Annotated in this window: 25 protein-coding genes; 4 read left to right on the forward strand and 21 right to left on the reverse strand. The window is 64.4% G+C overall.

All coding sequences use genetic code 11. The annotated features are described in order from the left end of the window. The coding region (locus AB8998_RS29245; protein WP_369741842.1) for a hypothetical protein at positions 1-206 on the reverse strand (206 nt) is incomplete at its 3' end. A 262-nt stretch (positions 207-468) separates the two neighbouring features. Between AB8998_RS29245 and AB8998_RS29250 the strand changes: the two genes are divergently transcribed. Then, positions 469-1,026 (forward strand): metallophosphoesterase family protein, encoded by a 558-nt coding sequence (locus AB8998_RS29250; RefSeq protein WP_369741843.1) that lies wholly within the window; start codon positions 469-471, stop codon positions 1,024-1,026. 55 nt (positions 1,027-1,081) lie between these two features. Here the strand turns inward: AB8998_RS29250 and AB8998_RS29255 are convergent, their stop codons facing one another. The 15 genes from AB8998_RS29255 to AB8998_RS29325 all read right to left on the reverse strand — a co-directional run bounded on the left by AB8998_RS29255 (position 1,082) and on the right by AB8998_RS29325 (position 16,625). Next, positions 1,082-1,762, reverse strand: coding sequence for a hypothetical protein (locus tag AB8998_RS29255; protein ID WP_369741844.1), 681 nt, complete (start codon positions 1,760-1,762; stop codon positions 1,082-1,084). Between the two features lie 185 nt (positions 1,763-1,947). Further along, positions 1,948-2,313 carry a hypothetical protein gene (locus tag AB8998_RS29260; RefSeq protein WP_369741845.1) on the reverse strand — a complete coding sequence of 122 codons (366 nt, stop codon included), beginning with the start codon at positions 2,311-2,313 and terminating at the stop codon, positions 1,948-1,950. Further along, positions 2,307-2,945, reverse strand: coding sequence for a hypothetical protein (locus AB8998_RS29265; protein WP_369741846.1), 639 nt, complete (start codon positions 2,943-2,945; stop codon positions 2,307-2,309). The genes AB8998_RS29260 and AB8998_RS29265 overlap by 7 nt, the downstream gene beginning before the upstream one ends. Positions 2,946-3,351: 406 nt before the next feature. After that, positions 3,352-3,945, reverse strand: coding sequence for a hypothetical protein (locus AB8998_RS29270; protein ID WP_369741847.1), 594 nt, complete (start codon positions 3,943-3,945; stop codon positions 3,352-3,354). A gap of 309 nt (positions 3,946-4,254) precedes the next feature. Beyond that, a complete protein-coding gene (locus tag AB8998_RS29275) occupies positions 4,255-5,142 on the reverse strand; it encodes a hypothetical protein (RefSeq protein WP_369741848.1) in 888 nt (295 codons plus the stop codon). A 199-nt stretch (positions 5,143-5,341) separates the two neighbouring features. After that, positions 5,342-6,277 (reverse strand): DUF4192 domain-containing protein, encoded by a 936-nt coding sequence (locus AB8998_RS29280; protein ID WP_369741849.1) that lies wholly within the window; start codon positions 6,275-6,277, stop codon positions 5,342-5,344. Positions 6,278-6,465: 188 nt separating this feature from the next. Further along, entirely contained in the window at positions 6,466-7,506 is a 1,041-nt protein-coding gene (locus AB8998_RS29285; protein WP_369741850.1) for a DUF3560 domain-containing protein, read from the reverse strand. Between the two features lie 254 nt (positions 7,507-7,760). Continuing rightward, the gene (locus AB8998_RS29290) at positions 7,761-8,036 is read right to left on the reverse strand and encodes a hypothetical protein (RefSeq protein WP_369741851.1); all 276 of its coding nucleotides are present in this window, start codon (positions 8,034-8,036) and stop codon (positions 7,761-7,763) included. A gap of 217 nt (positions 8,037-8,253) precedes the next feature. Beyond that, positions 8,254-9,585 (reverse strand): AAA family ATPase, encoded by a 1,332-nt coding sequence (locus AB8998_RS29295; protein ID WP_369741852.1) that lies wholly within the window; start codon positions 9,583-9,585, stop codon positions 8,254-8,256. Beyond that, the gene (locus tag AB8998_RS29300) at positions 9,585-10,811 is read right to left on the reverse strand and encodes a hypothetical protein (RefSeq protein WP_369741853.1); all 1,227 of its coding nucleotides are present in this window, start codon (positions 10,809-10,811) and stop codon (positions 9,585-9,587) included. The genes AB8998_RS29295 and AB8998_RS29300 overlap by 1 nt, the downstream gene beginning before the upstream one ends. Next, positions 10,808-10,993 carry a chemotaxis protein gene (locus AB8998_RS29305; protein WP_369741854.1) on the reverse strand — a complete coding sequence of 62 codons (186 nt, stop codon included), beginning with the start codon at positions 10,991-10,993 and terminating at the stop codon, positions 10,808-10,810. Before AB8998_RS29305 ends, AB8998_RS29300 begins: the two co-directional genes overlap by 4 nt. Beyond that, positions 10,990-12,252 (reverse strand): vWA domain-containing protein, encoded by a 1,263-nt coding sequence (locus tag AB8998_RS29310; protein ID WP_369741855.1) that lies wholly within the window; start codon positions 12,250-12,252, stop codon positions 10,990-10,992. The genes AB8998_RS29305 and AB8998_RS29310 overlap by 4 nt, the downstream gene beginning before the upstream one ends. Beyond that, entirely contained in the window at positions 12,249-13,355 is a 1,107-nt protein-coding gene (locus AB8998_RS29315) for an AAA family ATPase (protein ID WP_369741856.1), read from the reverse strand. Before AB8998_RS29315 ends, AB8998_RS29310 begins: the two co-directional genes overlap by 4 nt. Before the next feature lie 759 nt (positions 13,356-14,114). Continuing rightward, positions 14,115-14,588, reverse strand: coding sequence for a hypothetical protein (locus AB8998_RS29320; RefSeq protein WP_369741857.1), 474 nt, complete (start codon positions 14,586-14,588; stop codon positions 14,115-14,117). A gap of 552 nt (positions 14,589-15,140) precedes the next feature. Beyond that, positions 15,141-16,625 (reverse strand): RNA-guided endonuclease InsQ/TnpB family protein, encoded by a 1,485-nt coding sequence (locus tag AB8998_RS29325; protein WP_369741858.1) that lies wholly within the window; start codon positions 16,623-16,625, stop codon positions 15,141-15,143. A gap of 50 nt (positions 16,626-16,675) precedes the next feature. Between AB8998_RS29325 and AB8998_RS29330 the strand changes: the two genes are divergently transcribed. Together AB8998_RS29330 and AB8998_RS29335 are read left to right on the forward strand one after the other, a co-directional pair. Further along, complete coding sequence (locus AB8998_RS29330; protein WP_369741859.1) at positions 16,676-16,804, forward strand: hypothetical protein; 129 nt, start codon at positions 16,676-16,678, stop codon at positions 16,802-16,804. A gap of 224 nt (positions 16,805-17,028) precedes the next feature. Then, positions 17,029-17,394 carry a hypothetical protein gene (locus AB8998_RS29335; RefSeq protein WP_369741860.1) on the forward strand — a complete coding sequence of 122 codons (366 nt, stop codon included), beginning with the start codon at positions 17,029-17,031 and terminating at the stop codon, positions 17,392-17,394. 45 nt (positions 17,395-17,439) lie between these two features. Here the strand turns inward: AB8998_RS29335 and AB8998_RS29340 are convergent, their stop codons facing one another. From AB8998_RS29340 to AB8998_RS29360, 5 genes are all read right to left on the reverse strand, one after another. Continuing rightward, the gene (locus AB8998_RS29340) at positions 17,440-19,854 is read right to left on the reverse strand and encodes a hypothetical protein (RefSeq protein ID WP_369741861.1); all 2,415 of its coding nucleotides are present in this window, start codon (positions 19,852-19,854) and stop codon (positions 17,440-17,442) included. A gap of 6 nt (positions 19,855-19,860) precedes the next feature. Then, positions 19,861-20,670, reverse strand: coding sequence for a hypothetical protein (locus AB8998_RS29345; protein ID WP_369741862.1), 810 nt, complete (start codon positions 20,668-20,670; stop codon positions 19,861-19,863). After that, complete coding sequence (locus AB8998_RS29350; protein ID WP_369741863.1) at positions 20,667-20,954, reverse strand: hypothetical protein; 288 nt, start codon at positions 20,952-20,954, stop codon at positions 20,667-20,669. The genes AB8998_RS29345 and AB8998_RS29350 overlap by 4 nt, the downstream gene beginning before the upstream one ends. Positions 20,955-21,074: 120 nt before the next feature. Then, positions 21,075-21,536 (reverse strand): hypothetical protein, encoded by a 462-nt coding sequence (locus AB8998_RS29355; protein ID WP_369741864.1) that lies wholly within the window; start codon positions 21,534-21,536, stop codon positions 21,075-21,077. 329 nt (positions 21,537-21,865) lie between these two features. Further along, positions 21,866-22,651: a hypothetical protein gene (locus AB8998_RS29360; RefSeq protein WP_369741865.1), complete on the reverse strand. Its 786-nt coding sequence runs from the start codon at positions 22,649-22,651 to the stop codon at positions 21,866-21,868. 118 nt (positions 22,652-22,769) lie between these two features. Between AB8998_RS29360 and AB8998_RS29365 the strand changes: the two genes are divergently transcribed. After that, positions 22,770-22,967, forward strand: coding sequence for an antitoxin MazE-like protein (locus tag AB8998_RS29365; RefSeq protein ID WP_369741866.1), 198 nt, complete (start codon positions 22,770-22,772; stop codon positions 22,965-22,967). Positions 22,968-23,374: the final 407 nt, after the last annotated feature.

Below are 23,374 nucleotides of genomic sequence, written 5' to 3' on the forward strand. Positions count from 1 at the left end.
AGGACCGCCGGCGCTGCCGGCGAGCGCACCCGGCGGCTCACGCCGCCTTGCTCGTGCTCTATGGTCAAGTTCTGTTGTGCGCCTTGCGTTTTCATCGTCACCGGCTCATTCCCGCTCGGGCTTCGCCCTTCGCTCTGCCGGATCGAATCTCTTTGCATATCAATCACTTTCACTACCAGCGTGGTCGCGACTTCGTCGCTATCCAATATCGTTATTCTACAGTCTGTTTCGTGTCTCCGCTCGGCTTCGCCGTGCTTAACATCAATACTACCAACACTTTTCGGACAATCGCAACGCTTATCGCTATCACTCAATATCCGTTCATACCAACCGAATACGAGACCACACCAACGCGGCGGGGCTCACGCCCCACCGCCCACCCCTGCCGCCCTTACCCCTCAATCCAACAACACACACACGCCACACCGTTGTTGAATCCGACGCACCACACCCCGCACACTCAACACCATGCGACTCCTCGTCCTCGCCGACACCGAACCCGACTGGACCTCCATCCCCCACGCCATCACCACCCACCACGCCGACACCCTCATCACCGCAGGAGACCTCAACCACACCTGGCTCAACAACGCCCACATCACCGACGCACCCGTACCCACCATCGGCATCCACGGCAACCACGACACCACCCCCTACCTAGCCACCCTCAACATCACCAACCTCCACCTCACCCCCACCACCATCAACGCCACAACGTTCATCGGCCTGGAGGGCTGCGTGCGCTATAAACGCCGTGGCCACGACGTTCTCTATACCCAGCAGGAGTATGCGGAGATGATTGCCGACATGCCCGCTGCTGACGTCCTCGTCACCCACTGCCCGCCAGCGGGCATCAACGACCACCCCGACCCTGCCCACGTCGGCATCATTGCCCTTCGCGACTGGATCGACACGCACAAACCGGCGCTACTGATCCACGGCCACACCTACCCGGAAACCCCTCTACGCCAGTACCGCTCTACTCGGGTGGAATATGTCCGCGGCGCGGCGCTCGTGTCGCTCTAGGCACACTGAGGCAAGCCTCTCAGCTGCCCGCGCAAACGCCTCGAAGAAATCACCCTCAGACCAGGATCTCGCCTTCTGCTGGCAACACTGCTGCGAAGTCCAATTCCGAGAACCCCGCGGGCGCATGGCCACCTACGCTTACCCTCGCCCGCGCCCATGATCCGATGACCGCTGCGTTGGATCGGTAGTCGCCGCCCCCTCGGTTGTTACCCTCGCACGTCAGCAATGGCAGCGGATGTATCCGTGCCGTCCAGTCCGATCCGGGGTCAGCAAAAGGCGCTCGTGTCGTATCGACATACTCGCGGGTATCGAGGTTGAGCACGTAACGGCACTCATCGTCCGAAGCAAGCGGAACGTCCACGACGTGAGCAGCCGAAACAACGGCGTTCAGCGTCGACTCATACCCCGGGTACAGCGGCTCCAATCCCGCCGTGATCGCCACACACCGCGAGTAGTCGTGGTCATCGTGGTTGGGCGTCAGAGTCTTCTGCCACAGATTTTCACCGTCCACTTCGTTGTCGGCGTAATCCCCTGCCCACACGACGCGCATTCCGCCATCCAGTCGCAAGAATGTCTCGACGGCGCGAACGAATCTGTTCCCAACATAACTGTGTTCCATCAACTTTAGGCCATTGCCGTAAATGTGCGCCGCGAACCACCACCGCACAGTGGGAGCGACGGGCTTATCAATGATCATCGGTGCGTAGTACTGTCCCATGACGACACTGCCTTTCACGTCGGGCCCACCCCAATGGCGTGCCCATACACTCGTAAAGTGTACCGACGGCTACCGACACCGTTTCTCCTGAAACCAGCCGGGGTACAGCGTGATTCGCTGTACCCAATGTGCGCTCGAACGTCACGCAGCGCGAACCGAGAGGTGTCTGCTGTTCATTAGCAGACACCCCCAATCAACGGCTCTCACACGTCGCCGAACACTTCCTCGCGATGGAAGCGTTCGCCCCGCTCCCGAATTTCCTCCCAGTCCAGACCCAGCGCGTCGAATAGGTGGAGCAGATCACCCAGCAAATCGCCGGTCACTGTCTCCAGCTCATCGACCAAGCTCTGACCACCTAGATGACTCGCGTATGCGATCAACGCTCGCGCCGCCCACCCTGCACGGATGTTGTTGTCGCGCTGAAGCTCTACACCTTCATGCGTCGACGCCAGGGACTCCTTCGGCCTCCCCTCAAAAAGCCGAGCAAGTTCCGCGACGTCACTCGCCTCCATCCGCTGCGCGGTATACAGCACTACCTCCGCGTATCCGTCTGCCACCGCGATCACCACTGAGTGGGGCTGTTCAATGCCCGGACTGGCAGAGTGAACCACCTCCGCAGAGCACTGGCGGCATCGGCGCTGTCGCCTCCATTGCCGACGCCGCGCCAAACCGCCGTGCCCAACTGCGCACCCGTCCCGTCATAATCGGTGTAGTTGAGCAGCCCGGCGTACCGTGGCCGCTGTGACCTGGCGGCGAACTTCGCCACCACGCGGTTGGCCCCTCGCGTCCACTGGAGCTCACCGAGATTACCCCCGGCCAGGCGCCAGCCCCACCGGGCCGCGAGGTCGACCAAGTCGATCAATTCCGCCAACGTCGCCTCACCAGGGCCCTCCGGCAGTGTTACGGACTCGATGGTCCGATTGTGCTGCGGACCCACTGCTGCGGCCTCCAGCGACCCGTAGAGCGCCTCGATGACGCCCTCGGCGGCCTCGGCGATCCCTTCCCGATGATCAGCCATGCGCTCGTCGAAACGCGCCTGGTCCTCCTCGGCGATATCGCCATATTCGTTGCGCATTGACGATACGAACTCGTCCTTGTCACGTATCGCCGCCGCCAAGCCCGCAACTGCCTCAGTAGCCACCAGGCCGGGCGGGTCTGCCCTCTCCGCGGTGGTCGCCTGGGCCGCGGCCAGATCACCCAAGGCGACCAGCAATCGACCTCTCGCCTGACCTACCAGACCCCCACTGAAATCACACGTCAGATCCCTCGGCACACCTGAAACAGCAGTCATCACACAAAACCCTTCGCGAATCGTCGGCCCACCCCAATGGCGTGCCCGGACACCACAATTCTATTGGACGACTCCGACAAAACCCCGTGTGGTCCAATACATATCGCCACTCTTTGAACCTAAACGCCACCACCCCAGCACCCCAGCACGGCCGCGGCGACCGCGCGCCGCCGCCGCCGCCGCCGACGACGACGACTGGACGCAAAGAAGACACCCCCTCCCCACACCTGCGGCGGGTGGGGGTGTGGCACGCCCTAGCACGTTGAGTGGGTGGGCGCATCGCAGCCCACCCACTCAACGTCGTTTCAGCTCCCAGTCAGTCAGCCAGGTCGGCACCCTGCACCGACTGATCCTCGATAGCGCAATACACGTCGTTGCGGTCCATGGCATAGATCGCGTCCGCGACCATCGCCTCGCTGACCTCGCCTCTCGCCTCGTCAGCCGTACGGGCCGTCACCCGCACGTTGACCCTCACCTCGGCGACCACCTCGACATCGAAGTCACGGCTGCGTCCAGGCAGACCGATCTCTTCCATGATCTCGTCGAATTCACGGCAATGCCCGCGTGCGTCAGCCACGTCGTGTGCAGCCTCGATGCGCCTCTGCCATGCACGGCGGTCATCAGCCAACTCCTGTTCAGCCCGCTGAGCCTGCCAAGTCGCGGTTGCAACCGCCCCTGCCCACGCCGGCGCCAGTTCAGCGATGGCCGCGGGTGCCTCCGCCACCAACACCGTCGAGACCGGACCGGCACACACCACACTGCCGCTCTGCCCGACCACAGCGCACCGGCGCTCGCCCGTACGCACGACTTCGGGGTTCTCGACGAGCAACCAGCCTGCGACATCGACTCCATCAATCGCCGAATGTGTCACCACCTTGGGCAGTTCGCCAGCACCCAAGTATTCAGCCACCGATCGTGCCACCGTCGTGCACGACCCCTCAATAACCGCAGTCACAACAACACTCCTTTGAATCGTCGGCCCACCCCAATGGCGTGCCCAGACACCACCGATTCTATCAATCAGCGCCGACATTCACCCGTGAACCGTCAACGTTCTGAGCGGCGCGCCGCCGGAGGAATTACCCATCCGCACAAGGGAAACCAACTCCCCCTCCCAACCCCCGCGGCGGGTTGGGAGGGGGACGGCTAGGCGGTGGCCGGCACCCGGCACCCTCCCCCGACAGGGCACAGTTTGGTCAACTGAGCGAGGAGCCAGGTCTCAGGTGAGCACATCCCGAACAGCGAAGCAGAACCGGTCACGCTCGGCGATTTCCGCATTGATCAGATCTAGTGCCGTGTCGACCAATTCGGCTAGGGCGTGGCTTGGGTTGGCGACGTCGGGCACGAAGATGCGCTCGGGCCGATCGACATACACCGAGACCGAAGAACCCATGAGTGAGCCATCGTCACCCCGTGCGTGCAGGGACAGCACAATGTCTACGCCGTCATAGACACCGTCGCTATCGTGCGCTAAGTCGATGTCTAGGACGATGTACGACGGCACGACACCGCGTCTCATTCCTCCGATGTCAAGCCAGTCAACCGTGGCGCCATTCTGAAATACATCCAGCATGAGTGAGTGCAGTGCGTAGCCGAGATCGGCTGATTCCGACTCTCGCAACATCTCGATCGTCTCCACGACGTCGTCGCGCTGCGGCAGTACACCGGCCCACCATGCTTCATACCTCCCGCGGTTTCGTACCACGGTCATCTCGGCAACGACGCCTCCAATCCTGGTCGTCCTAGCGTCAGCGTCTCGCCACAGGACCACGGGCGACTGTTCGATGATGGCGCCGCCAGTGAGGAGATGCCGCCACCGGTTGCCATTGTCGTCCTCCCACATCAGGGTGGCCCCTTCGTCTGCGTAGGGTGCCAGCGTGGCCAAGACCTTCTCAACGGTGTCGTCGAAGACGCCTCGGAAGCCGTTGACAACTAGGGCGCCAGGCACCTGGTGATCGTCGACGCTAAAGCCGATAGCCGAAAGCTCGGCACGGGCACTGCCCACCGCGGTGACGCCGAGTGCTTCGGTAATCGCGCGCAGCGCGAGCTCCTTCTGGTCACCGGCGATAACCAATGCTCCGTCAAGCAAGTCCGTCATGCAGCTCATCTTCCCCACCTTTCGTGGATGTTATTCCGGGCCTACCCACGTGGCCTGCCCCTACATCAACCACCTTAATCGCGGGTACCGACATAGATAGGTTGGTTGCCTTCAGATCTGCTGCCCGCCAATGGGTTACCCGTCTGCCAAAAGTGTTCTTGGGCAGACGTGTGCGGGGTGGCCTCGGTGATCGGCCACCCCGCGGACGTCATGCCGCCAGGCCCGTGACCAAGGCGCGCACCTCTTCAGGCGGCACCGCGTGATCAAGGGCCGTGCCGAGCAGCTCCACCATCGGGTGGCTGACTCCCTCCCTCACCGCTTCATCGACGGCGACGCCGGCTACCACACCGTCACCCCGCACATATGCCGAGAACGCAAGCTGTCCGAGTGCCGCTACTCTCCAACGGCCCGGCAGCACTCGCGCCAGCAGCGCCCACAGATCCTCCATCGGGGCTGCCAGCTCAGAGACTGCCAGCGCGTAGAAGGCATCTCGCGCACGTGGATCGTCGGTCGCCCCTGCGATGGCGGCGAGCACCAGATCTGAGGGATCAACCCCCTCGCGGTGCTGTCGAGCGGCCGCAATCGCCGTCGCGACGGCATCTGTAGATGGCCCGACATTGGCCATGAGCGGTTCCAGGTCGCCACGGCGTGCCATGTCAGGAGCCACTACAGCTTCCAACTCCGCGCGGCTCCCATAGATCCGTCGCCCAGTCTTGGCTGCAACGAGCAGTGCGTCGCAACTGGGGTTGTCGAGCACGCCCTGGTCACCGCAGCCGTCCGCGCAGTGCCAACGTCCGCCGGTGCGGATCGAGTCGACGACGAATGCGCCGGCCAATATGATGCCGCGCTCGTCCAGCGCGTCGCTCACCGTCTCCACGAGCCGCTGATGGGTGCCTGCACACGCTGAGCACGACGCACCGTCTCCATCGACGATGACCGCGACCGCTGTGTCCGCGCCCTCCTGCTGAGCGGCCAACTCAGCCACCCGGTCAGCCCCAGCGGAGGCATCGCACAGATCAATCCGCAACACCACACCGATCCCATCAGCTGCGAACGTCATGACGACCAACGAGTATTCGGGTAGGAAGCCAACCAGTGCCGGGATCACCGAAATAAGCTGTGGCACAGTGCTGATTGTGTTCATGGTTATTCCCCAATCGGGACGTTAGGCCCACCCCTATGGCGTGCCCGGACACCCACAACCTACCGGCTCCCACCGACAATTCGTGTTCTGCCGGTCAGTTCGGCCTCCGCGCCTCATGCTCGTCGACCGCCGGCACCTCGCCGTAGAAATCGGTCACTACCGACAAGGCACGGACTTCGCGGCCTCGTTTAATCGTGATCCTGATCTGGGTCGGTCGCGGTGATAACGCGCTGGCCCTCGACCACCTTGACAGGCTGCCCCTCGGCCGTCTCGACCTGTTTGATCTTGTCGAATGGAACACGCCACGTCCAACCTGCCACCCGAACCGACTGTGCGTTGACGCGCTCGACAGCTCCCCATCCGACACCGAGCAGGACACGATCGCCCACCATCACTGTGTGAGCATCCCAGATGGATGCACCGGACTCAGCCGCCTGTTCGAGTTCCCTTTTCCAGAAGCCAATCTGGTCGGTCAGCCGCGAGATCTCCGCGACTACTCGCTCCCGATGGTCGCCCACAGCTGGCGGCTGGGTCTCCACGTGTTTGACACCGCGGCCATCGGTGAACAAGGTCCGGGTATGCCCGTCGCGTGCCCGCTCGAAGCGGCGCAGCTCGGCCTCCAATCGCCCGATACGGCGGCGTATTACCGAAGGGCTGTACCGGAAGGCTGTCGTTCCAGCCGCGGCCGCAGCACGCCGGGCGGTCTCCTCTGCCGCGTCCGTGGCATCGAACGCTTTGCGGATCGCATTATCTGCACGCTCGATTGCTTTGCGGTGGCGTCGTTCCGAGTGATGGCCGACGAGGATCGGCTGTCCCAGTGGTGGCAGGAGATCCCGAGCGTGTTTCTCGGCCTCCCAAGCCGCATCCGCCGCGGCCGACCGGCGTTCGGCCTTGGTCATGAGCGCGTCCACCCGATGCGCCTGCTGCCTCACTGCATCCGCTTCGACATCCTCCGCGGCCCGGTAAGTGTCGTCTACCTCGACGGTCACTTCGAAACCTGCTGTCTCCAGGGCCGATTTAGTCGCCTCGATCAAAGGCATCTTTGCACGGGTGTCGCGCGAACGAACTACATACCAGCTGCCCAGATTTCGTGACCACCTCCAGGCGCCAGCCCGACCGGTCCACGGGTCAACAACCGACTTCAAGATGTCGGCCGAACCGTCACCGCGAGCAGTCCCCTCGATCAAGGTGCCGTCTGCGTGTGAATGGGTGATCGTCAAAATCGACATGAGAGTTCCTTGGTAGTCTCGGTGGCCCACCCCTTTGGCGTGCCCCAACATTGCGAACACTACCGGCGGCCACCGACAACAGCCAGCACAGCGGTTCAGCAGCGGCGCCGCCGCCTTGCCTTTGAGTAGGCTCCAATCAAAACCGCCCCCTCCCCTACAACCACGCGGGTTCGGGAGGAGGCGGTTTAGCCAGGTTTAGCCAGCCCTGGGGGCAACATTCGGCGACGCCCAAAGACGCAGGCCCCGAACGCTTCCTACTCGTCCTCGTACCAGCTCTCGCCGCAGTCCATGGGATCCCAATCAGCCGGCGGATGGTCCGGATACCTCTCGCGAATTCCTGCCATGATCGGTGTCAGTCGCTCCACGTTTACCTGCTGGTGCCGCTCACACCGCGGATACCGCGCCCCTGAACCCGATAGCGCCAGATAGGCCACCACCGGCCCGTCGCAACCCACCGGCCCGTCGAGGCACTCATCAGCATCGAATCGGTCCAGAAACTCCTCGTCGGAGAAACCATCCAGAGATCCCACTGTCCACTCCGTTCCCAGGCCCACCCTGGTGGCGTGCCCGACACCTCGCACACTACCGCCGACCACCGACAACCACGACGTCGAGCGGCGGGGGCTGTCGAACGACGACGACGACGACGACTCAGAACCCTCAGAAGTACACCCCCTCCCCACCCCCGCGGCGGGCTGTGGGGAGCGGGCGGTGTGAGGCCTGATTCAGATCAACCACACCGGGGTTTCACGACCTCCCATTCAGCGCCGACAGGACCATCGACGCGCGGACCGCCAGCGGGTCCGACGACTCCGACAACAGAGACTCTGTGGCCGGATCGGTGAGCAGGCTCAAGTGTGCGCGATGGCGGCTCAGACTCACGCATGCACGGCCTGGGTCCACCGGGAACGACTCGACACTGCGGTAGCCTGCCATCGGGTGTAGCGCCACCACTGCTGGTCGCTCAAGGCCCTGCACGGAGTTGCTCGTGCCGATCAGTACGCCGTCAACATCGGCCAGCAGCGCCCGCACGGCACCGGCCTGCGCGACGTGTGGAGTGACCACCGCAATGTCGTCGCCGGTCAGCACTGTGGACTGACCGGAGCGGCAGTAACGATACCCGAGCAATTCGCGCACCCGGTCAGCGACTGCCGTGAGCAAGTTGGGGTCGGTTGGACCATGTCGGGTGGGTACAGAGATGCCGACGATTTCTGGAAGCTCGATCCCGTTGGCATCGAGGATCGATTCGACAGGACGGCGCGATGTGAACGGCATGTCCCGGTAGAAGTGCTCTGAGAGCAGCGCGCAAGTCTGCGGTCCCAACCGCCAGGAGTGAGTCAGCTCGTGCACCGTCACGGCGGCACCATGCGCGGCCAGCAAGGCTGCCGGGGCGGGAAGGTGTGGCCCAGTGGCCTGCCCGTCCCAACGTGTTGTCGAACCCGTCACAACGGGCGCGATCTGACCCGAGTCTCCAACGAGCACGACCTGTCGCGCCAGTGCGCCGAGCGCTCCCACGTCCGCATAGGTCGCCTGCCAAGCCTCATCGATCAATAGCACGTCAGCCGCACCCACATTCGGGTCGACGTACAGCCAACGAGCCGCAGTGCCAATAAGAATCGCACCACCCGTAGAATGCGACCACCGCACGTGACGGCCTGTTACAGTCGGAATGCCCTCCGCTGCCGTGGTTTTGGACTTACTGTTCACGATCAGCGCTGCTCGGTCACTGACCGCCCCAATCCGCCTGGCCAATTCAGCAGCCTGCTCACGCGTCTGGGCAGCAACCGCCACCCGTAGACCTGCTCGGTGCGCCAGCGCCGCTGACAACAGCGTCACCAGCCTCGACTTCCCGGCTCCCGGCGCTGCTGGGCACACCACACATGGATCACCGCTCCACACCGCCAACAGAACCCGCGCCAGCATCGTATCGTTGAGCAACTCTCGACCCGGCCAATTCGCGCTGACATTGCAAGCCTCCACTACCGCAGGTCTTGATACCGCAGGGACATTCGACCCCGGCGCACCACCACCAACCGCCGGAGCATCGCGCCTAGTGAAATCCTTTGGCAGCGTGCGCATCACATATCCCTTCCGTTGTCGTATTCCTCATTTTCGGCTGCGGCGATCACCACCGTCAGCGGCACATCTCGACGCACCGGCGTAGGAGTCACGCCCTGTGACAGCCAGGAGAACCGACGACGGTACAGCCTGGCCAGTACCCGACGCCCTGACCGGATAGTCGACGGGCTGGGTGGCGCGGGAATCACCGTGACGGTTTCACCCGCTGCGGGCCGGTAACCACTGCGCCGCAGACCGCCGATGGCCACCGCCAATGCGCCGTCCTCAACGCTGGTCGTCACGACTTCCCCGCTAAAGCGTGCGTCCACAGCCGGCATGTCTGCCATCGGGGCACCGGCCCAGCCGATAACCGCTGTCCCGACGCGCAGCCGTGTGTCTAACCGGTTGGCGTGCACGACCACTCGCCCTGTACCTGCCGAGGACACGCCCACCACTACGTCACCCGTACACACATGGCCGGTATGTATCCCGCGCGCCCGCCACAGTGGGTCACACAGCAGTGCCGCCTCGAAGACATCCGCCGCGTCGCATCGGCTGCGCAGCCGCACAGCTGCCAGATACAGCGACTCAGGCACATCCCACGACCGCCCATCGCTCAATGCATCCTGGTATGTCCCAAGCAGCCAATCATCGTCCTCACGCGTCGGCTCCAATCCGGGCAGCACTGGCCCCGCAGTGACTGCCCGGTGCCACGCGTGCGCCCCGGCCAGTCCGCCCGCTGCCCCGAACGCCCGCCGCCACAGATTCGGGTGATCCGCGCCCGGTGGCACCCCCAGCACGTACCGCTGCCTCGACACGGCCAGCACGTCAGCCACCGCCGTCGTACCGGGATGCGCCGCCCGCTCCACCCACCACCCGGCCAACGCCGATCCCGCCGCCACGGCTACCGAGTCGCAGCGCGCCGGGTCCGCGAACCGAGTCGCGAGGATCGCGAGGGCACGAAGGGACGCACCGCCCTCGACAACCGCACTCGGCCCCCCGCCCAAGTCACCGTTAGCACAACCTGCCGCACGCGCTATCGCCGCTAAACCGGCAGCGCCACTGCCGGTTTCGGCCCGCCCGTTGGGGCCGATGGCCTGCACTCGTATCGCCCCTCCGGCTCGCCTGGCGCTCACCGCCACGGTCACTTCCCGCTTGGGTGCAGGATTGTGCAGCAGCCGGGGCACCGCCGCACCCACGTCGCGCGCGCTCACCCGTAGCGCCAGATCGAACAGGGCCGCACTCATCCCACGTTCCCGCCCTGCTCCACGGCTACGCCGCGTGCCGCAGCGGCAAAGCCGTCAGCCAGCGCCGCCGTGGCGCGGTCGTCCTCGGTCCGTCGCGCCGCCTCGCGCACGGTCGCAGCAGTCCACCCCGTTCCGGCCAGCACCGTGTCTGCCCACGCCGTGAACCCTCCCCGCGTGCTCACACCCTCACCGATCCCGAAGCCGGGGTTACCCGCACCGTTTTTGCCCAACCCGGCGCGGTGTTGGCCGCGTGCTGCCCGATTAGAGCCACGATCAGGGGCACTGGCAGACGACGGTTCGGCCATGGGGTGCCGCCATCGGTGAACGCCACGATCACGTCGGCGCGCGGTCGACCTGCCAACGCTGCCGCAATGCCCACCCGAAGATCGGTGCCGCCACCACCGGTCAGGTTGACCTCATGGATCGACCGGACCAGCCGTGGTGTCGTCGCCGCAGCATCGCAGCACGTCACCCGCACTGTCGATGCACCAGTCTGGCGCAGCACCCCTCGCGTCTCGGACAATGCCGACGCCAGGTCGTCATCGCCCATCGACCCTGACGTGTCGACAATCAGATCGACCGCAATTTTCGGCGCTCGCAACGTCGGCAGAATCAGTCCTCCCATCGCACGCCGATTGGGCCTGCGCCACGAGTGATGCACCTGTCCCGCCTGATCCTCGACGGCGCGTCGTACCGCCGCACGCAATACCTTCGGCCACGGCACAACCGCAGGGGCAAGCTGCGCCGCCGCCCACCGCTGCACACCTGCGGGCACTGTGCCTCGCCCCGCACCGCCCGAGTTCGCCGCCGTCTGCACCGCCTGCGCCACCGCTGCGCGCACCAGATCGGCTGCCGCCTTCGACAATCCGGCCCCGCTGCCCAAGTCGGCCTCCGCGGGCAACTCACCCGAAACCGGGGTATCACCGGCCCCGGAACCACAGCCCACACCGGTCTCGTCGGCTCCCGGAAACGCTCGCGCCGCCTGTGGCGGAACGAGATGGCGGTAGTAGACCTCCGCAGCATGCCCGTCCTGGCAGCCAATCCCAGCCGGGGTCACCGCCCCGCTGGGCAATCCCAGGCCAGCCGACACCAGGTCGTCATTAATCTCCGCATCCCCAGCGATGTTCCACATCGCCCGGTCCACAGGCATGTCCACCGCATCCCCGCGCGCGCCGTGTTCCCGCAGTAGATGCCCGACCTCATGCAGCAAGACGGCACCGGCCTGCGGAATCGTCCACCCATCGGCGCTACCGAGCATCGCCGGGTCAATGTAGAGACGCCAGTGCCGGTCCACTGCAAAGGTACCCAGCCCTGGCATGGCCACCGGCACCATCGCGAACACCGCCCGCGCGAAGTAGGGCATCGCCTCCACTGCCGCCATGCGTGCCAACCGCACCCGCCTCCACTCGTCGGAGGTCAGTACCCGCACTGCCGCACTCATGCGGCACGCTCAGCATCGAGTCCCGCCGCGACCAGCACATCGCGGAACTTCCGCGCTGCCGCAGGCACTTTCGCGCCTGCTGGGCGCGCGACGGCCAGCGCTCTGGCAGCCGCACCCGCCACATCGGGCGCTCCGCTCGTCGCCGCCGCCACCAGCGGACCCCAGCCGGTCACCCACGCTTCGATGGTGCCTTTGCTCGACGCCCACGCGACCACTCCCGACAGCACCGCCCACACCTGATCCGGCCTGGCCGAGGCCCAGTCCACAATCGACGGGTCTGCGATCACGTCAGCCACCGCAGGCAAATCCATATTCGCTTTCCACTGCAAGTACTCACTGCCAGCGCCATCCCCTACTAGGCCGAGCACCACCGCCGTGATGCTGGCAGTGTCGTCAGCCCGCAGAAACGGCAGCACTCGCGCCGCCGCGTCCCACGACCGCCGCGACGGCCACGCCCGTCCAGCCGCCTCGTCGGTATCGGGGTAATGGTGCAACAGTTCAGGACGGGCCTCGATGAACGCACAGACCGCCCCCACCTCGTCAGCCGTCCGCAACTCGTCGGCGGCAATCGCCCGAGACGCCGGGAGCGTGCGAAATCCAGCCCGCATGCCCGTGAGCCACTCGTCCGTGGATGGCTCAAACATGATGTGCAGGAACCGATTAGCCATCGGCGGGGTGAGGTCTACGCCACCGGCAGAACGATCAGGCGGATTAGCCGCCGCGACGATTCGCACCCCTGTAGGCAGCTTGTGACGACCAACCATTCGTTCCAGCGCCACCGTCAACATCGCTGCCTGCGTAGCAGCAGAGCACGTGGTCAACTCGTCCAGCAGCAGATACCCGCCACCAGCGTCCACAAGCGTTTTCGCCCAATCCGGCAGTGCAACCGTCTGCACCGATCCATCGACCACCACCGGCCATCCCGCGATGTCAACAGGTTCACGCTGAGAACCAATCAACGTCTCCACTGGAACCTGATCCGCCGCCGCCAACGCCCGTACAACGCTGGACTTGCCAGTACCCGGATCGCTCCACAGAAGCACGGCTACACCCGCCCGCGCCGCCGCATCAATCACTGTCACCGTCGTAGCCAAATCAGCCATCACACAATCCCTTTGAGTGAACGAGGCCCACCCCCATGGCGTGCCCTTACACCGCTCACCCTAACAACAGCCACCGACAAACTTCGTGCACGGTGACAGCCCGTTGCCGCTTCTAGCGAGATGCAGCGAAGATTGACAGAACCGACCACCTATACTGACGAAACGTCGCCGGTGCGAGCGCGCCGCCCACTGCCGCTACATGCCGTAATCGGTTGCCGTTCAACCTAATTGACTCCGCCCGCCCCGCCACAACTCCCAATGTTCTAGCAATGGAGTGTGCGCTTTCAATTCCTTCGCGTTTCTCGACACCACCAGCAGCAGCAGCAGCAGCTATCAACAGGTTGAAAGTGTCACCCCCTCCCAACCCCTGCGGCGGGTTGGGAGGGGGTGCGAGCGGAACGCATCGGGCTCAGTCCGTCTGACTGGGATGGCCAGGGCCAGCATGTTTCAGCCACAACGTGCGCCGCTCGACATCAACGAGGTACCAGACCCGGCCACCGCTGGTCACTTCGTACTGCCACTGCTCCATCGCAACGCCGCGGTGATCACCGCTCGCCAACCGTCCTTTCAGCCGATGGTGGCGCGTGCTCTGGACCGGCTGATCTGGCCGAGACCTCAGTTCACGCCACGCAAGCTCGGTATTAGCCGCAGCCTGCTGACACAACCAATCCCACCCCTTAGCAGCCTCATTCGTCGCAAACCGCAGCTCCCACTGCCCCTGCCCCGCCGGCGGCGCCACCCGATCCCCCCGCTTCGGGCTCACCGGCCTGGGGCCGACACAGGACCGTAATCCCCCTCACTGGGCTTCAACAACACAGCCGCCAGTTCCGGATCCGCGAGCACTTCAGCGGTATGGCGCCAACTCTCGATGACCTGAATAACCGGAGCCGGATTGTCAATCGAGTCAGCCGCCCGCATCGTCGACACCAGCTCGACAACAAACTCCTGCACCTCATCACGAGACAGGAACGCCACCCACGGAAACACCTCAGGCAAGACGACCTCTTTCACCAACTCACGCACCCGAGGATCGCGCTGTATCAACGCCACAAACATCCGCGACGTCACCGAAGACGCCTCACGCGCCTGCTCAGCACGAGAAACAGTCGTCAACACCAAATCCTCGGCATCACGCCGCCGCACCAGCAAGAACCGGTCCGTAGAGCGACGCAACCAACGATCCACCGTGGCCTTGCCCTTCAACTGCAAGTCCGAGAACATCACCGCATCCATACTTATAAACTACTTCTAAAGTCTGCGAATGTCGAGCGAGCGGGTTCGATTAGAGCCTTCCGTGCCCTTCCAGAGGAGCGGGGCCCACGACGTCTTTCATTCTTCAGTCTTCGACTGCGGTGCGAACGTCATGGCCGGCGGACGCCAGGGAGCTTGCACGGCGCGCTGGGTGCGGGAGGTGTGCCGTTGGCGCCTCCGCCGTTGGTATGAACCTCTGGTCGGATCTCGACCCACCCAATATTTTTCGGCGGTACGGGGGTTGAACCGCGGACCGACCCCACCCGTGTCCACATGGAGCGCACCAGTCCTCGCCGACGACGATCCGCTTAACGCGGTACGACCCACCCGTGTCCACGTGGAGCGCACGCCCGCATCGACACCAGGCAGGCAGGCCAGGCCGGCGGCGTGAACGCCGACCCACCCGTGTCCACGTGGAGCGCTCGGGCCACTGCCCACGGGCGCAGACCTGGCGCGGGACCCACCCGTGTCCACGTGGCGTGTGTCCTGGTAAGACATTCGTCCCGACCCACCCGTGTCCACGTGGAGCGCACACTAGCTGACCAGCGGTAGTGTGCGCTGATCCGCTGGTTTTGGGTGACCAGGCGATTGCTCGCCTGGGGCGGCCACACCGATTTCTCGGCGTGGTCTTCCCGCGTCAACGCCACCTCGACGCTGGCCCACACTACAAGTGGGGGCGTCGGAGATGTCTCGACGGGCGTTTGACGTCTCCCCCGTGTCGGAGGCGACGGACACCGCATGGGCGTCGATGTTGATGGCCGCATGAATGTCCCGATCGATCGGTCCGAAGCCACATGCGGCACAACTGAACACGCGCTGACTGAGTGGAAGTTTGGTTTTCACTCCACAAGCGGCGCATGTTTGACTGGAGGGAAACCACCGGTCGCATAGCGCGAGGGTGGACCCATACCAGCGAGTCTTGTAGTCGAGTTGGCGACGTAGTTCTGCCGGGCTTACATCAAGCACAGCTCGATTCAGGCCTGATTTGGCGCGCACGTTGCGGCCCGGCTGGTCGATGGTGCCGCGAGCCGAGGCGGTCATGCCGGAGACGTTGAGATCCTCGATAGCCACCCGCGCCCAACGAGTCGCCAGATGTTTGGTCAGGGTGTGCAAGGTGGTGGCGCGTCGTTCGGCGACCTCATGATGCCGGCGCGCCAGCCGGGAAGCGGCGCGGCGCCGGCGGTTGGACCCTTTCTCGGTGCGGGCAAGGGCCCGTTGGGCTTTCGTGAGACGTTTCTGCGCTGCGCGGAGGTGGCGGGGATTGTCGACGATCTCGCCGTTGGACAGGGCCGCCAGATGGTGCACGCCTACGTCGACGCCGACCGACCCAGCGGCCTGCTGGCGTTTCGTCGGTGCGACCGCGACTGCGGTCGATTTAACGAGAACGGAAGCGTACCAGCGGTGTCCACCGCGGGATATGGTGACGGATTGAACGACCGCGCCGCGGTCGATCGCACGGCACAGTGGTTTGGCGGACTGGTGCACGCGCAGTGACCCGAGTCGTGGGATTTGGAGTCGGCGGTAGCCGTCAGGGCGGATTGTCGGTTTCTTGACATCGTGGTGGATGCGGAAGGAGTCGCGGCTGCGTCCCTTCTTTTTGAAGCGTGGTCGGCCGACACGGCGGCCTCGGCGCTGGCCGGTCATTGATGCCGTCCAGTTCTGCCAGGCCTTGTCAGCGTCGATGAACGCAGACTGGAAGGCGTAGGTGGATAGTTCGTGCCACCACGGGCACAGGCCGTCGAGGCCTCGACGATCGTCACCCTTGGTCGTGTTCAAGGCCTTCTGGATCGCTGGCTTGCCCGGCACTCTCGGTGCCTGCGCGGCAGCCGTTTTCGGATCCATGCCGGCAGCGACCAAGTCAGCGATGACGGCGCGGCGTTCGTCGAGTGCCGCGAACTTGGCCGCCAGGGCGTGGTTGTAAGCCCACCGAGCGGCCCCGGCATGCTTGCGGCACAGCTCCTCCTGAGCCGGGGTGAGGTCGAGCGCGAACCGGTACGCACGAAGATCGACTTCGGTCATGGGGGTGACGGTAGCGGCAGGGTGTGACATGTTCACGGTCCGCTGTCGCTGTGCCCGCGACTGCCGCGTTGACCGGTTCACCACGCTGCCCACAGATCTTGAGCTTGGAGAGCAAGTTCGTGGACAGCGGCCGGGTGGACACCAACTTGTTCGAGGCCGAGGGCCAGGGCGAACTCTAGATTGGCCGATGCCAGCCGTAATTGAGCTTCGGTGGGATGCTCTCCGAGACTGTTCACAGCACTCTGAGCCCGTTCCACGGCCGCCCCGAGCGCCGTGACACATCTGAGGTCACCAGACACAGACGTTAGGTTATTTCAAACGTCGGCATATGTCTAGCTATGACAGTGTCCTCTTTCTGTGCCTCCTCTCGCAACCGCTTCCATCCTGGCATTACTGTTTGAATGTGTTTGATGACCTCACCGTCGACGACTTGGCCCACGACCGATCCATCGTCGTTGCGGCAGGGATCCACGCCGCACAGCTCAGGGCTACAGAACGGCTGCTGGAAGGCCCCGCTACCACGCTCGGCACCGCACAAGAGGTCCACCAACTCCTCATTTCGCGCGACACCGCAAATCCCGCTTGGGAGTGGCTGTCTCCGTTCGAAATTCGCTGGTCACTGCTGGTACTCCGCATGGTCGACGGAACCAGCAACCAAGTCGCGGCGATAGCCGACGCGCGGCAACGCGGCGCCTCCTGGGCCGCCATCGGCCAGGCACTCGGCGTAACAGCAGCTTCCGCGCACACACGATTCGCGAAACACATATAACGCGCCCCGACCAGGAAATCTGTCCGGGCAACGCAAGGTCGTCCTCTACGCCCCGGCGGCCGCGGCCTCGGCCGGCATCGGAAGAATCGGCTGCGTGGCCATCAGCACGGCGTACTGCATGTCGGCCAACACCATATGGGTGGGCTTTCCTAGGCCGAGGAGGAGTGCTTCCCAGCCGCGCAGCGCCATTTCCTTACCCGTGTGGATATTCCATTGCGGGGTTCCGTAGTTCGGTGTGCCGATCAACCGGGTCGCCAAGTCGGTCATCTTCGCCGCCAGCAGCGCCTTGATCTCCTTGGCGCCGTCCTCCCGGCCGATCTGCGCCAGCGCCGCCTCGCGCAGCTTCGCATCAGCCTCGGCCTCGGGCCACTGCTCGAACATCTGGTTATGCCAGCCGACCAGCCACCTCGCGACCTCGCGGACCTCCTTTTCAACTTCTTTATCAGGCGTCGACCTCACAAATTTCCAGCTCTCCGGGTCGGCTATCTCCAGGCGGTGCCGACAACCGTTCGGGCCACCCATCTCGTCCAGCGGATTGTTGATGATCACGTGACTGCTTTCATCGGCTGCCAACACCACACCGCGGCCGAACCAGCCCGGCATCCCCGGATGGTAAGCGCGGGCGACCACGATACGGGGTTGCTCCCCAATGGCTTTCGCATACTCGGCCAGCACGAGCGCCGACGGATCCAGACCCCGCCAGCTATACCGCACATCGGCAGGCACCCGCTCATCCAAATGCGCGACCTTCACCCCCGCCGGCAGGAAAACACCCGCCGGGGTCCACGACAGGCCGTGCCGCTCGGCGACGACGAACCGCGTCGACGCCCCAGCCCCGAACACCGCGCACGCCCAGCCGCCCAGAACTACGACGGGCCGCGGAGCATTCAGCGCAGCCACCAACGCCATCGCAGTGCTGAACTCCGGCGTCGAACGCAACCCCTCGCCGACAGTATGCGCACCCATTTGCACAGCCTTGAGTGCCGCGTTCTTCCCACCGAGATTCATGATCCCCGGCGGCGGACCGGACACCGGCCCACCACCACCGCCACCTGGCGGCGGTGCCGCCGCCGGCGGAGGAGCAGCCGGTGAAGGAGGCGGCGCAGCGTTAGGCACGCCCGCTGCCGGCGGAGGCGCCAACGGCACACCACCCGCGCCCGCAGAGATCGGCGGCGTACCCGCCGCCGGCGCGCTCGGCGAGGCAACCACCTGCTGAGGAGCCGACGCCGAAGGGGTCGCCGCGGCCGGCGCTGTCGGCGCCAGCGGCGCGGGTGACGTCTGCATCGTCGAGCCCGCCGGTGGTCTGAATGGCTGTGCAGCAGCAGTCGCCGCCGAAGCGCCCGTTGCGACCGGGGACTGTGAAAAGCCTTGCGCTGCACCGTTCAAGAACTGCTGGGTCGGATTGAGTGAAGCAGGGGACGCCGAGGCCCCGCCGCCAGAGCCGAGCCCGGACAGGCCGCTACCACCACCAAGGCCTCCCCCAGATGGTGCGCTCGGCGCCGACGGCATCTTCGGCATCGCACTACCCACCGACGACATCGAGGACGATGCGGCGGCCGTCTGAGAACCCGTCGATGGCGAGCCCACAGGCGAGGCTGTAGGTGTCCCACTACCGGTGCCACCGCCTGTGACCGGCGATGGGTTCCCAAGATCACCAGACGCTTCCCTCAGGCTCTGAGTAGAGCCCGCGTCCTTGGTGCCTGATGCATCTCGGCTGTCCTGCGTAGCGCTTCCGTTGGAATTCGCATCTCTGCGCGGCGTCGACGACTCATCGGTGCTGCCAGGCTCGCGCCGGTCACCCCATTGGTTCGTCAGCGGCTCGGTCGCCCCGGAATCGCCCGGATTACCAGAGCCTTCGGAGTCCCTCGATCCCCAACTCGCCGGCGCAATTCCGCCGTAGCTGAATTTCTGGCCGAATGGGGCGTTGTTGACGAGTGGTTGTAGGCCAGGTGCTGCCGGAGCTGTAGGCGTATAGATGCCGTCGTAGAGCTCCTTGTTGGCCTTTTTGGCGTCGTCTATGAGTTGCTTGATCTCGGCTTGAAGTTGCTGGATCTTGGCGGCCTTGTAGTCGGACAGCCCTGGTTGGATCGCCAGGGACCAGATCTCCAGCTCTTTGGCCGCGATGAGTGCCTCCGCGACCACGGTAGTCAGGTAAATCGAAAGTTTGGACAGAGCAACTGATTCCGCGCCAAGAGCTGCCTGTTCGGCTGCCTGCGCGGCCCATGTCGACAAGTCGGTGGCCATGCCGCCCACCACCAAGATCGCGTCGATCTGCGTGTCGAACCCTTCCGGCAGGATGCCGCTGATGCGGCCCGCGTCGTCTCGCGACTTTTCCTGAACAGTTTCAGCGGATCCCGACGATTTTGCGAGTTTCGCAGCGACCCCGGCAATCGCCATTTCATCGATCTCAGGCCAATGATCCCCGACCAAATTATGCGGCGACTCAGGCTTCTCAATCACGAGTGTCTACCGCGGCGCCACCGCGTAGCACAAGCTATTGACGGCGTTACTGAAGTCGTTCGCCGCCTGCCACAGTCGCTGGTCGGCCGGTGTGTAATTCGGAAGCCGCGACGCGAACAGCTTCTGATACTGCGCCTCCATCTGCAGGTTGTACTGCAGCACTGGATCTGCCGCTTTGCCCGCCAAACGGATCAGATCCTGGGCCTCAGCGTTCATTATCGGTATTACCGCTGTGGTAAGGGAGCGCTGCTCTGGGGACCATTGATCCGCCGCAATGTTCGGGTCGGTCTTAAGCCACGCCTGACGCTTCTGCTGATATGAGTCGTTCATCGGCGACCACTCTGCGCAGACGGGGTCTGGCGACGTCGGCACGCGAACATCAGCGGATGGAGCTTCTGCGGTGACAGTGACGGGCGCGGCGGCCGGAGCGGCGTCGCGGCTGCCGATGTTGATGAGCCCTCCGATCACTCCACCGATGACGAGTGCGGCAGCGGCGGCGGCGCCGGCAATGACGAGTGTCCGGCTGCGCCGGCTGGCGGCGTCCGGTTCGGTGATGCCGAGTTGCACCATGGCGCCGGTGTTGTTGTGGAGCTCGCGGACGGCAGCGTCGATCGCCGACGCGGGCGTTCCCATGTCGGTGAGCCGCTTGACGTACTTGGCGAGCGGAACGGCGCCGGCGCTGTACATCGGGACAGGGCCGGTTGTGTCGGCCGGCATGAACCGCTGCACAAGGTCTTCACGGAGGCCCGACTCGCGCGCGAGCTCGGCCGCGCTGATCCAGCGGCCCGGCGCTGTCTGAGGCGCGTAAGTCGTCATACGTATCGTGTCTCCCCGCTTTGATTGACGGTGGCGGCGCCTTGCTGGTCCGCGGCGGTGATTCGGTCGGCTGCGTCTTTGATTCCCTGTCGGAGCTGGTCAACCGAGGTGTTGAAGGTACCCACTTCGGTCTTCCACGTCTCTCCCATCGCCTTGATCGCGGCGGCGATCGCGGCGCTCTTGGTGTCGCTGCCGGTGGGGGCCTCTGGCGTGTCGGTGGGCAGGTGCATGCTGACCGAGTGCGCTGCCTGCGCACCGGCTGTCGTGTCGCCGCGGATCGCCATGTCTGTCCTCCCCGTGTTTGTCCTGGGTATTCAGTCTATGTGCTATGTGCAGATTCCGACAGAGACAAGAAACCCGCAGGTTAGAGGCCTTTGTCAACGTGCTTGACGCAGTTGCGGCGGTTACCGGCGATCTCCCGATGTCCAGCACTCCGGTATCGGTCCTGGCAGCGACGGCAGCGGCGTGTCGATCCCATAAGGATCGGCACACTGGTCATCTCGGTCGATAACCGCCCAGCGATCAGGGTCGAGCAGCGCGAGCCGGTAGCGCTCGGCCTGGCCTTCATCCACCCACTGGTATGTACGCTCGGTCAGCCAGTCCTGCCACCCGTTATCTGTTCCTGTTCCTGACGCGAGCCCTGCGAGGTACGACGCTTCAATCAAGTCACGCTGCATACCAGCGTCCGACGTGAGGCCATCGGCGTCATGTCGCAGGGCCCGCTGGACGAGGTCGTGGACTCTCAGCTTGTCGCGATACCAGGCATCCAGCGCCGCGCGCCAGTTTCCCGCCGCCTGATGCGGTTCCCACGCCGCGACCGGCAGTCCGGCGACGTCAAACCATGCGCATGCCGCGAGCAGGTCCACGCCCGCCACTTTCGCCGAGATTATGCGCTCTTGGCGTTCTGCGGCGGGAAGCCTCATGAGGCACCCAGTCAACACTGCGTCGACGACCATCGCGGGCGGCGGCGTCGGCTGGCACACCGCCCTCAATGGATCGTCTATAGCGAGTCCAGGTGGGAAAAACCGGGCGAAGCTCGCCATACCATGTCGCCATGTCGGCGATAGCCGGCCCGTGCGGGCTCCTCGAAGCTGTCCATCCAGCATCCGCAAGTACTCATTGAGATGCGGTCGGGCGTCGCTGCTGAGCTGCTCAGCATCGTCCCGGCCGCCACCAACAGTTTGCGGGTCAAACCTCACGACAAACCTGGTGGTATTGCCCCAGAAGTGACAGACGAGGGTGTCGTCCAGTAGTCGGGCAAGCGTGTTACCCATGCGGCGGAGTGCTCCCTTTGGATGCTGGCCCGCAGAGTCTGCGTGGCTTCGGGGTCGACTTTCACGAGTTGCTCGCAGTACCAGGCTCTCCAGTCGATTTGTCGGCCGGCGGCTGCGAGCGCGGACCGGTAATAGGCGCCGATGGCGATACGCATCAACCGTTCCCCGTACTGCGATCCAGGGGTTGGATCGGGCATTCCTTGCAGAAATGTCTCGGTTCGACCGAACGTTTGCCGCGCGAACTCAGAATAGTAATACCAGTTCACGGGCTGATCGCCCAGCATGCGAGCCAGCACATCCTCCAGCCGCGCACGCATCCGGAGTCGCTGCTCATCGACGGCAACGTGACGGCGCCATGCTTCTAAGACCTCGTAGTAGTCGCACAACGCGAGCGACTCTCGATACCAAGCATCGAGCGCGCGTTCCCAGTCACCGCGAGCCATATGCGGTTCCCAATCCGCCCGCGGGCGTTCGATCATCTCCCGCAACACGAGGGTCGTCGTATCCCAGTGCGCCTGGTCTCGCGCGGGCTGTTCAGCGAACCATTCGCCGTGCAGAGTCTCTCGCCAGTCCACATTCAGAGAACCATCACGGGCACGCATCAGAAGTCGCTTCAGCACCCAAAAGCGGGTGTACGCGAAAGATGTATCCCGTGAGCCGGCAGTGAATCCCAGATCAAGCCGGTCGCCGTCGAATACCTGCCCCATGACGCTAATCGTCCTCGGACACGAAACGTGTTTGCAAGAGGGTGTGATTGTGCGACCGCGAACGCACTCTCACCAGTAGCTTGTGTGCCGGATGCGGTGCACCACTACAGTTAGAGGTATGGCTTCATCGGCCGAGTACCGGCGGCGTATGCGTGAGCGTGGGTATCGCCCTGTACAAGTGTGGCTGCCCGACGTCCGATCGGCGGCTTTCGCTGCAGAGGCACACCGGGAAGCACTGGCACTGGCCGAAGCCGACCGGCACAGCAACGACATCGATTTCATTGAGGCGATCTCCGGGCTGGCCGACGACGAGTGACTCGCGAGGAACTCTGGATCGTCCGTACTGAAGAAGCGCTTGAGCATTCAAGTCGGCACGAACGGAGGGGCATGTTCACCACGGCAGGGCCCACCGCTTGAGCCTGACGGTGACTAGATGGCCGAACTCATTTGCCGCGCACCGAATTAGCAGAAAAGGAACACCGGGCGACGTGGGTGCTGCCTGATCAGCCACTCACACGAAAGGGAATTGCGTCGCCGCAATTGGTGTTGCATACTCCAGATATACCGCCCGTCCCCGGAAGGGGCGGGTTTTCTTTTTTCGGGCGTGGCTTTCACCAGGGGCTGTGGTTTGGGGATGCCGGCGCAGGGGTCGGGTCGCAGGCTGGTGTCGCCACCAGTGGTTCCTACGCGGCGGTGTAGCTGCGGTTGGGCCAATAGAATCGC

Origin of the sequence: Mycobacterium sp. HUMS_12744610, from assembly GCF_041206865.1 — a bacterium.
GTDB lineage: Bacteria > Actinomycetota > Actinomycetes > Mycobacteriales > Mycobacteriaceae > Mycobacterium > Mycobacterium servetii.

Coding starts and splice junctions, on each gene's coding strand:
- AB8998_RS29280 (WP_369741849.1), bottom strand. CDS start 6,277: ATGAACACAATCAGCACTGTGCCACAGCTTATTTCGGTGATCCCGGCA.
- AB8998_RS29295 (WP_369741852.1), bottom strand. CDS start 9,585: ATGCGCACGCTGCCAAAGGATTTCACTAGGCGCGATGCTCCGGCGGTT.
- AB8998_RS29345 (WP_369741862.1), bottom strand. CDS start 20,670: ATGACGACTTACGCGCCTCAGACAGCGCCGGGCCGCTGGATCAGCGCG.
- AB8998_RS29250 (WP_369741843.1), top strand. CDS start 469: ATGCGACTCCTCGTCCTCGCCGACACCGAACCCGACTGGACCTCCATC.
- AB8998_RS29365 (WP_369741866.1), top strand. CDS start 22,770: ATGGCTTCATCGGCCGAGTACCGGCGGCGTATGCGTGAGCGTGGGTAT.
- AB8998_RS29300 (WP_369741853.1), bottom strand. CDS start 10,811: ATGAGTGCGGCCCTGTTCGATCTGGCGCTACGGGTGAGCGCGCGCGAC.
- AB8998_RS29320 (WP_369741857.1), bottom strand. CDS start 14,588: ATGGATGCGGTGATGTTCTCGGACTTGCAGTTGAAGGGCAAGGCCACG.
- AB8998_RS29315 (WP_369741856.1), bottom strand. CDS start 13,355: ATGGCTGATTTGGCTACGACGGTGACAGTGATTGATGCGGCGGCGCGG.
- AB8998_RS29310 (WP_369741855.1), bottom strand. CDS start 12,252: ATGAGTGCGGCAGTGCGGGTACTGACCTCCGACGAGTGGAGGCGGGTG.
- AB8998_RS29285 (WP_369741850.1), bottom strand. CDS start 7,506: ATGTCGATTTTGACGATCACCCATTCACACGCAGACGGCACCTTGATC.
- AB8998_RS29275 (WP_369741848.1), bottom strand. CDS start 5,142: ATGAGCTGCATGACGGACTTGCTTGACGGAGCATTGGTTATCGCCGGT.
- AB8998_RS29350 (WP_369741863.1), bottom strand. CDS start 20,954: ATGGCGATCCGCGGCGACACGACAGCCGGTGCGCAGGCAGCGCACTCG.
- AB8998_RS29325 (WP_369741858.1), bottom strand. CDS start 16,625: ATGACCGAAGTCGATCTTCGTGCGTACCGGTTCGCGCTCGACCTCACC.
- AB8998_RS29360 (WP_369741865.1), bottom strand. CDS start 22,651: ATGGGGCAGGTATTCGACGGCGACCGGCTTGATCTGGGATTCACTGCC.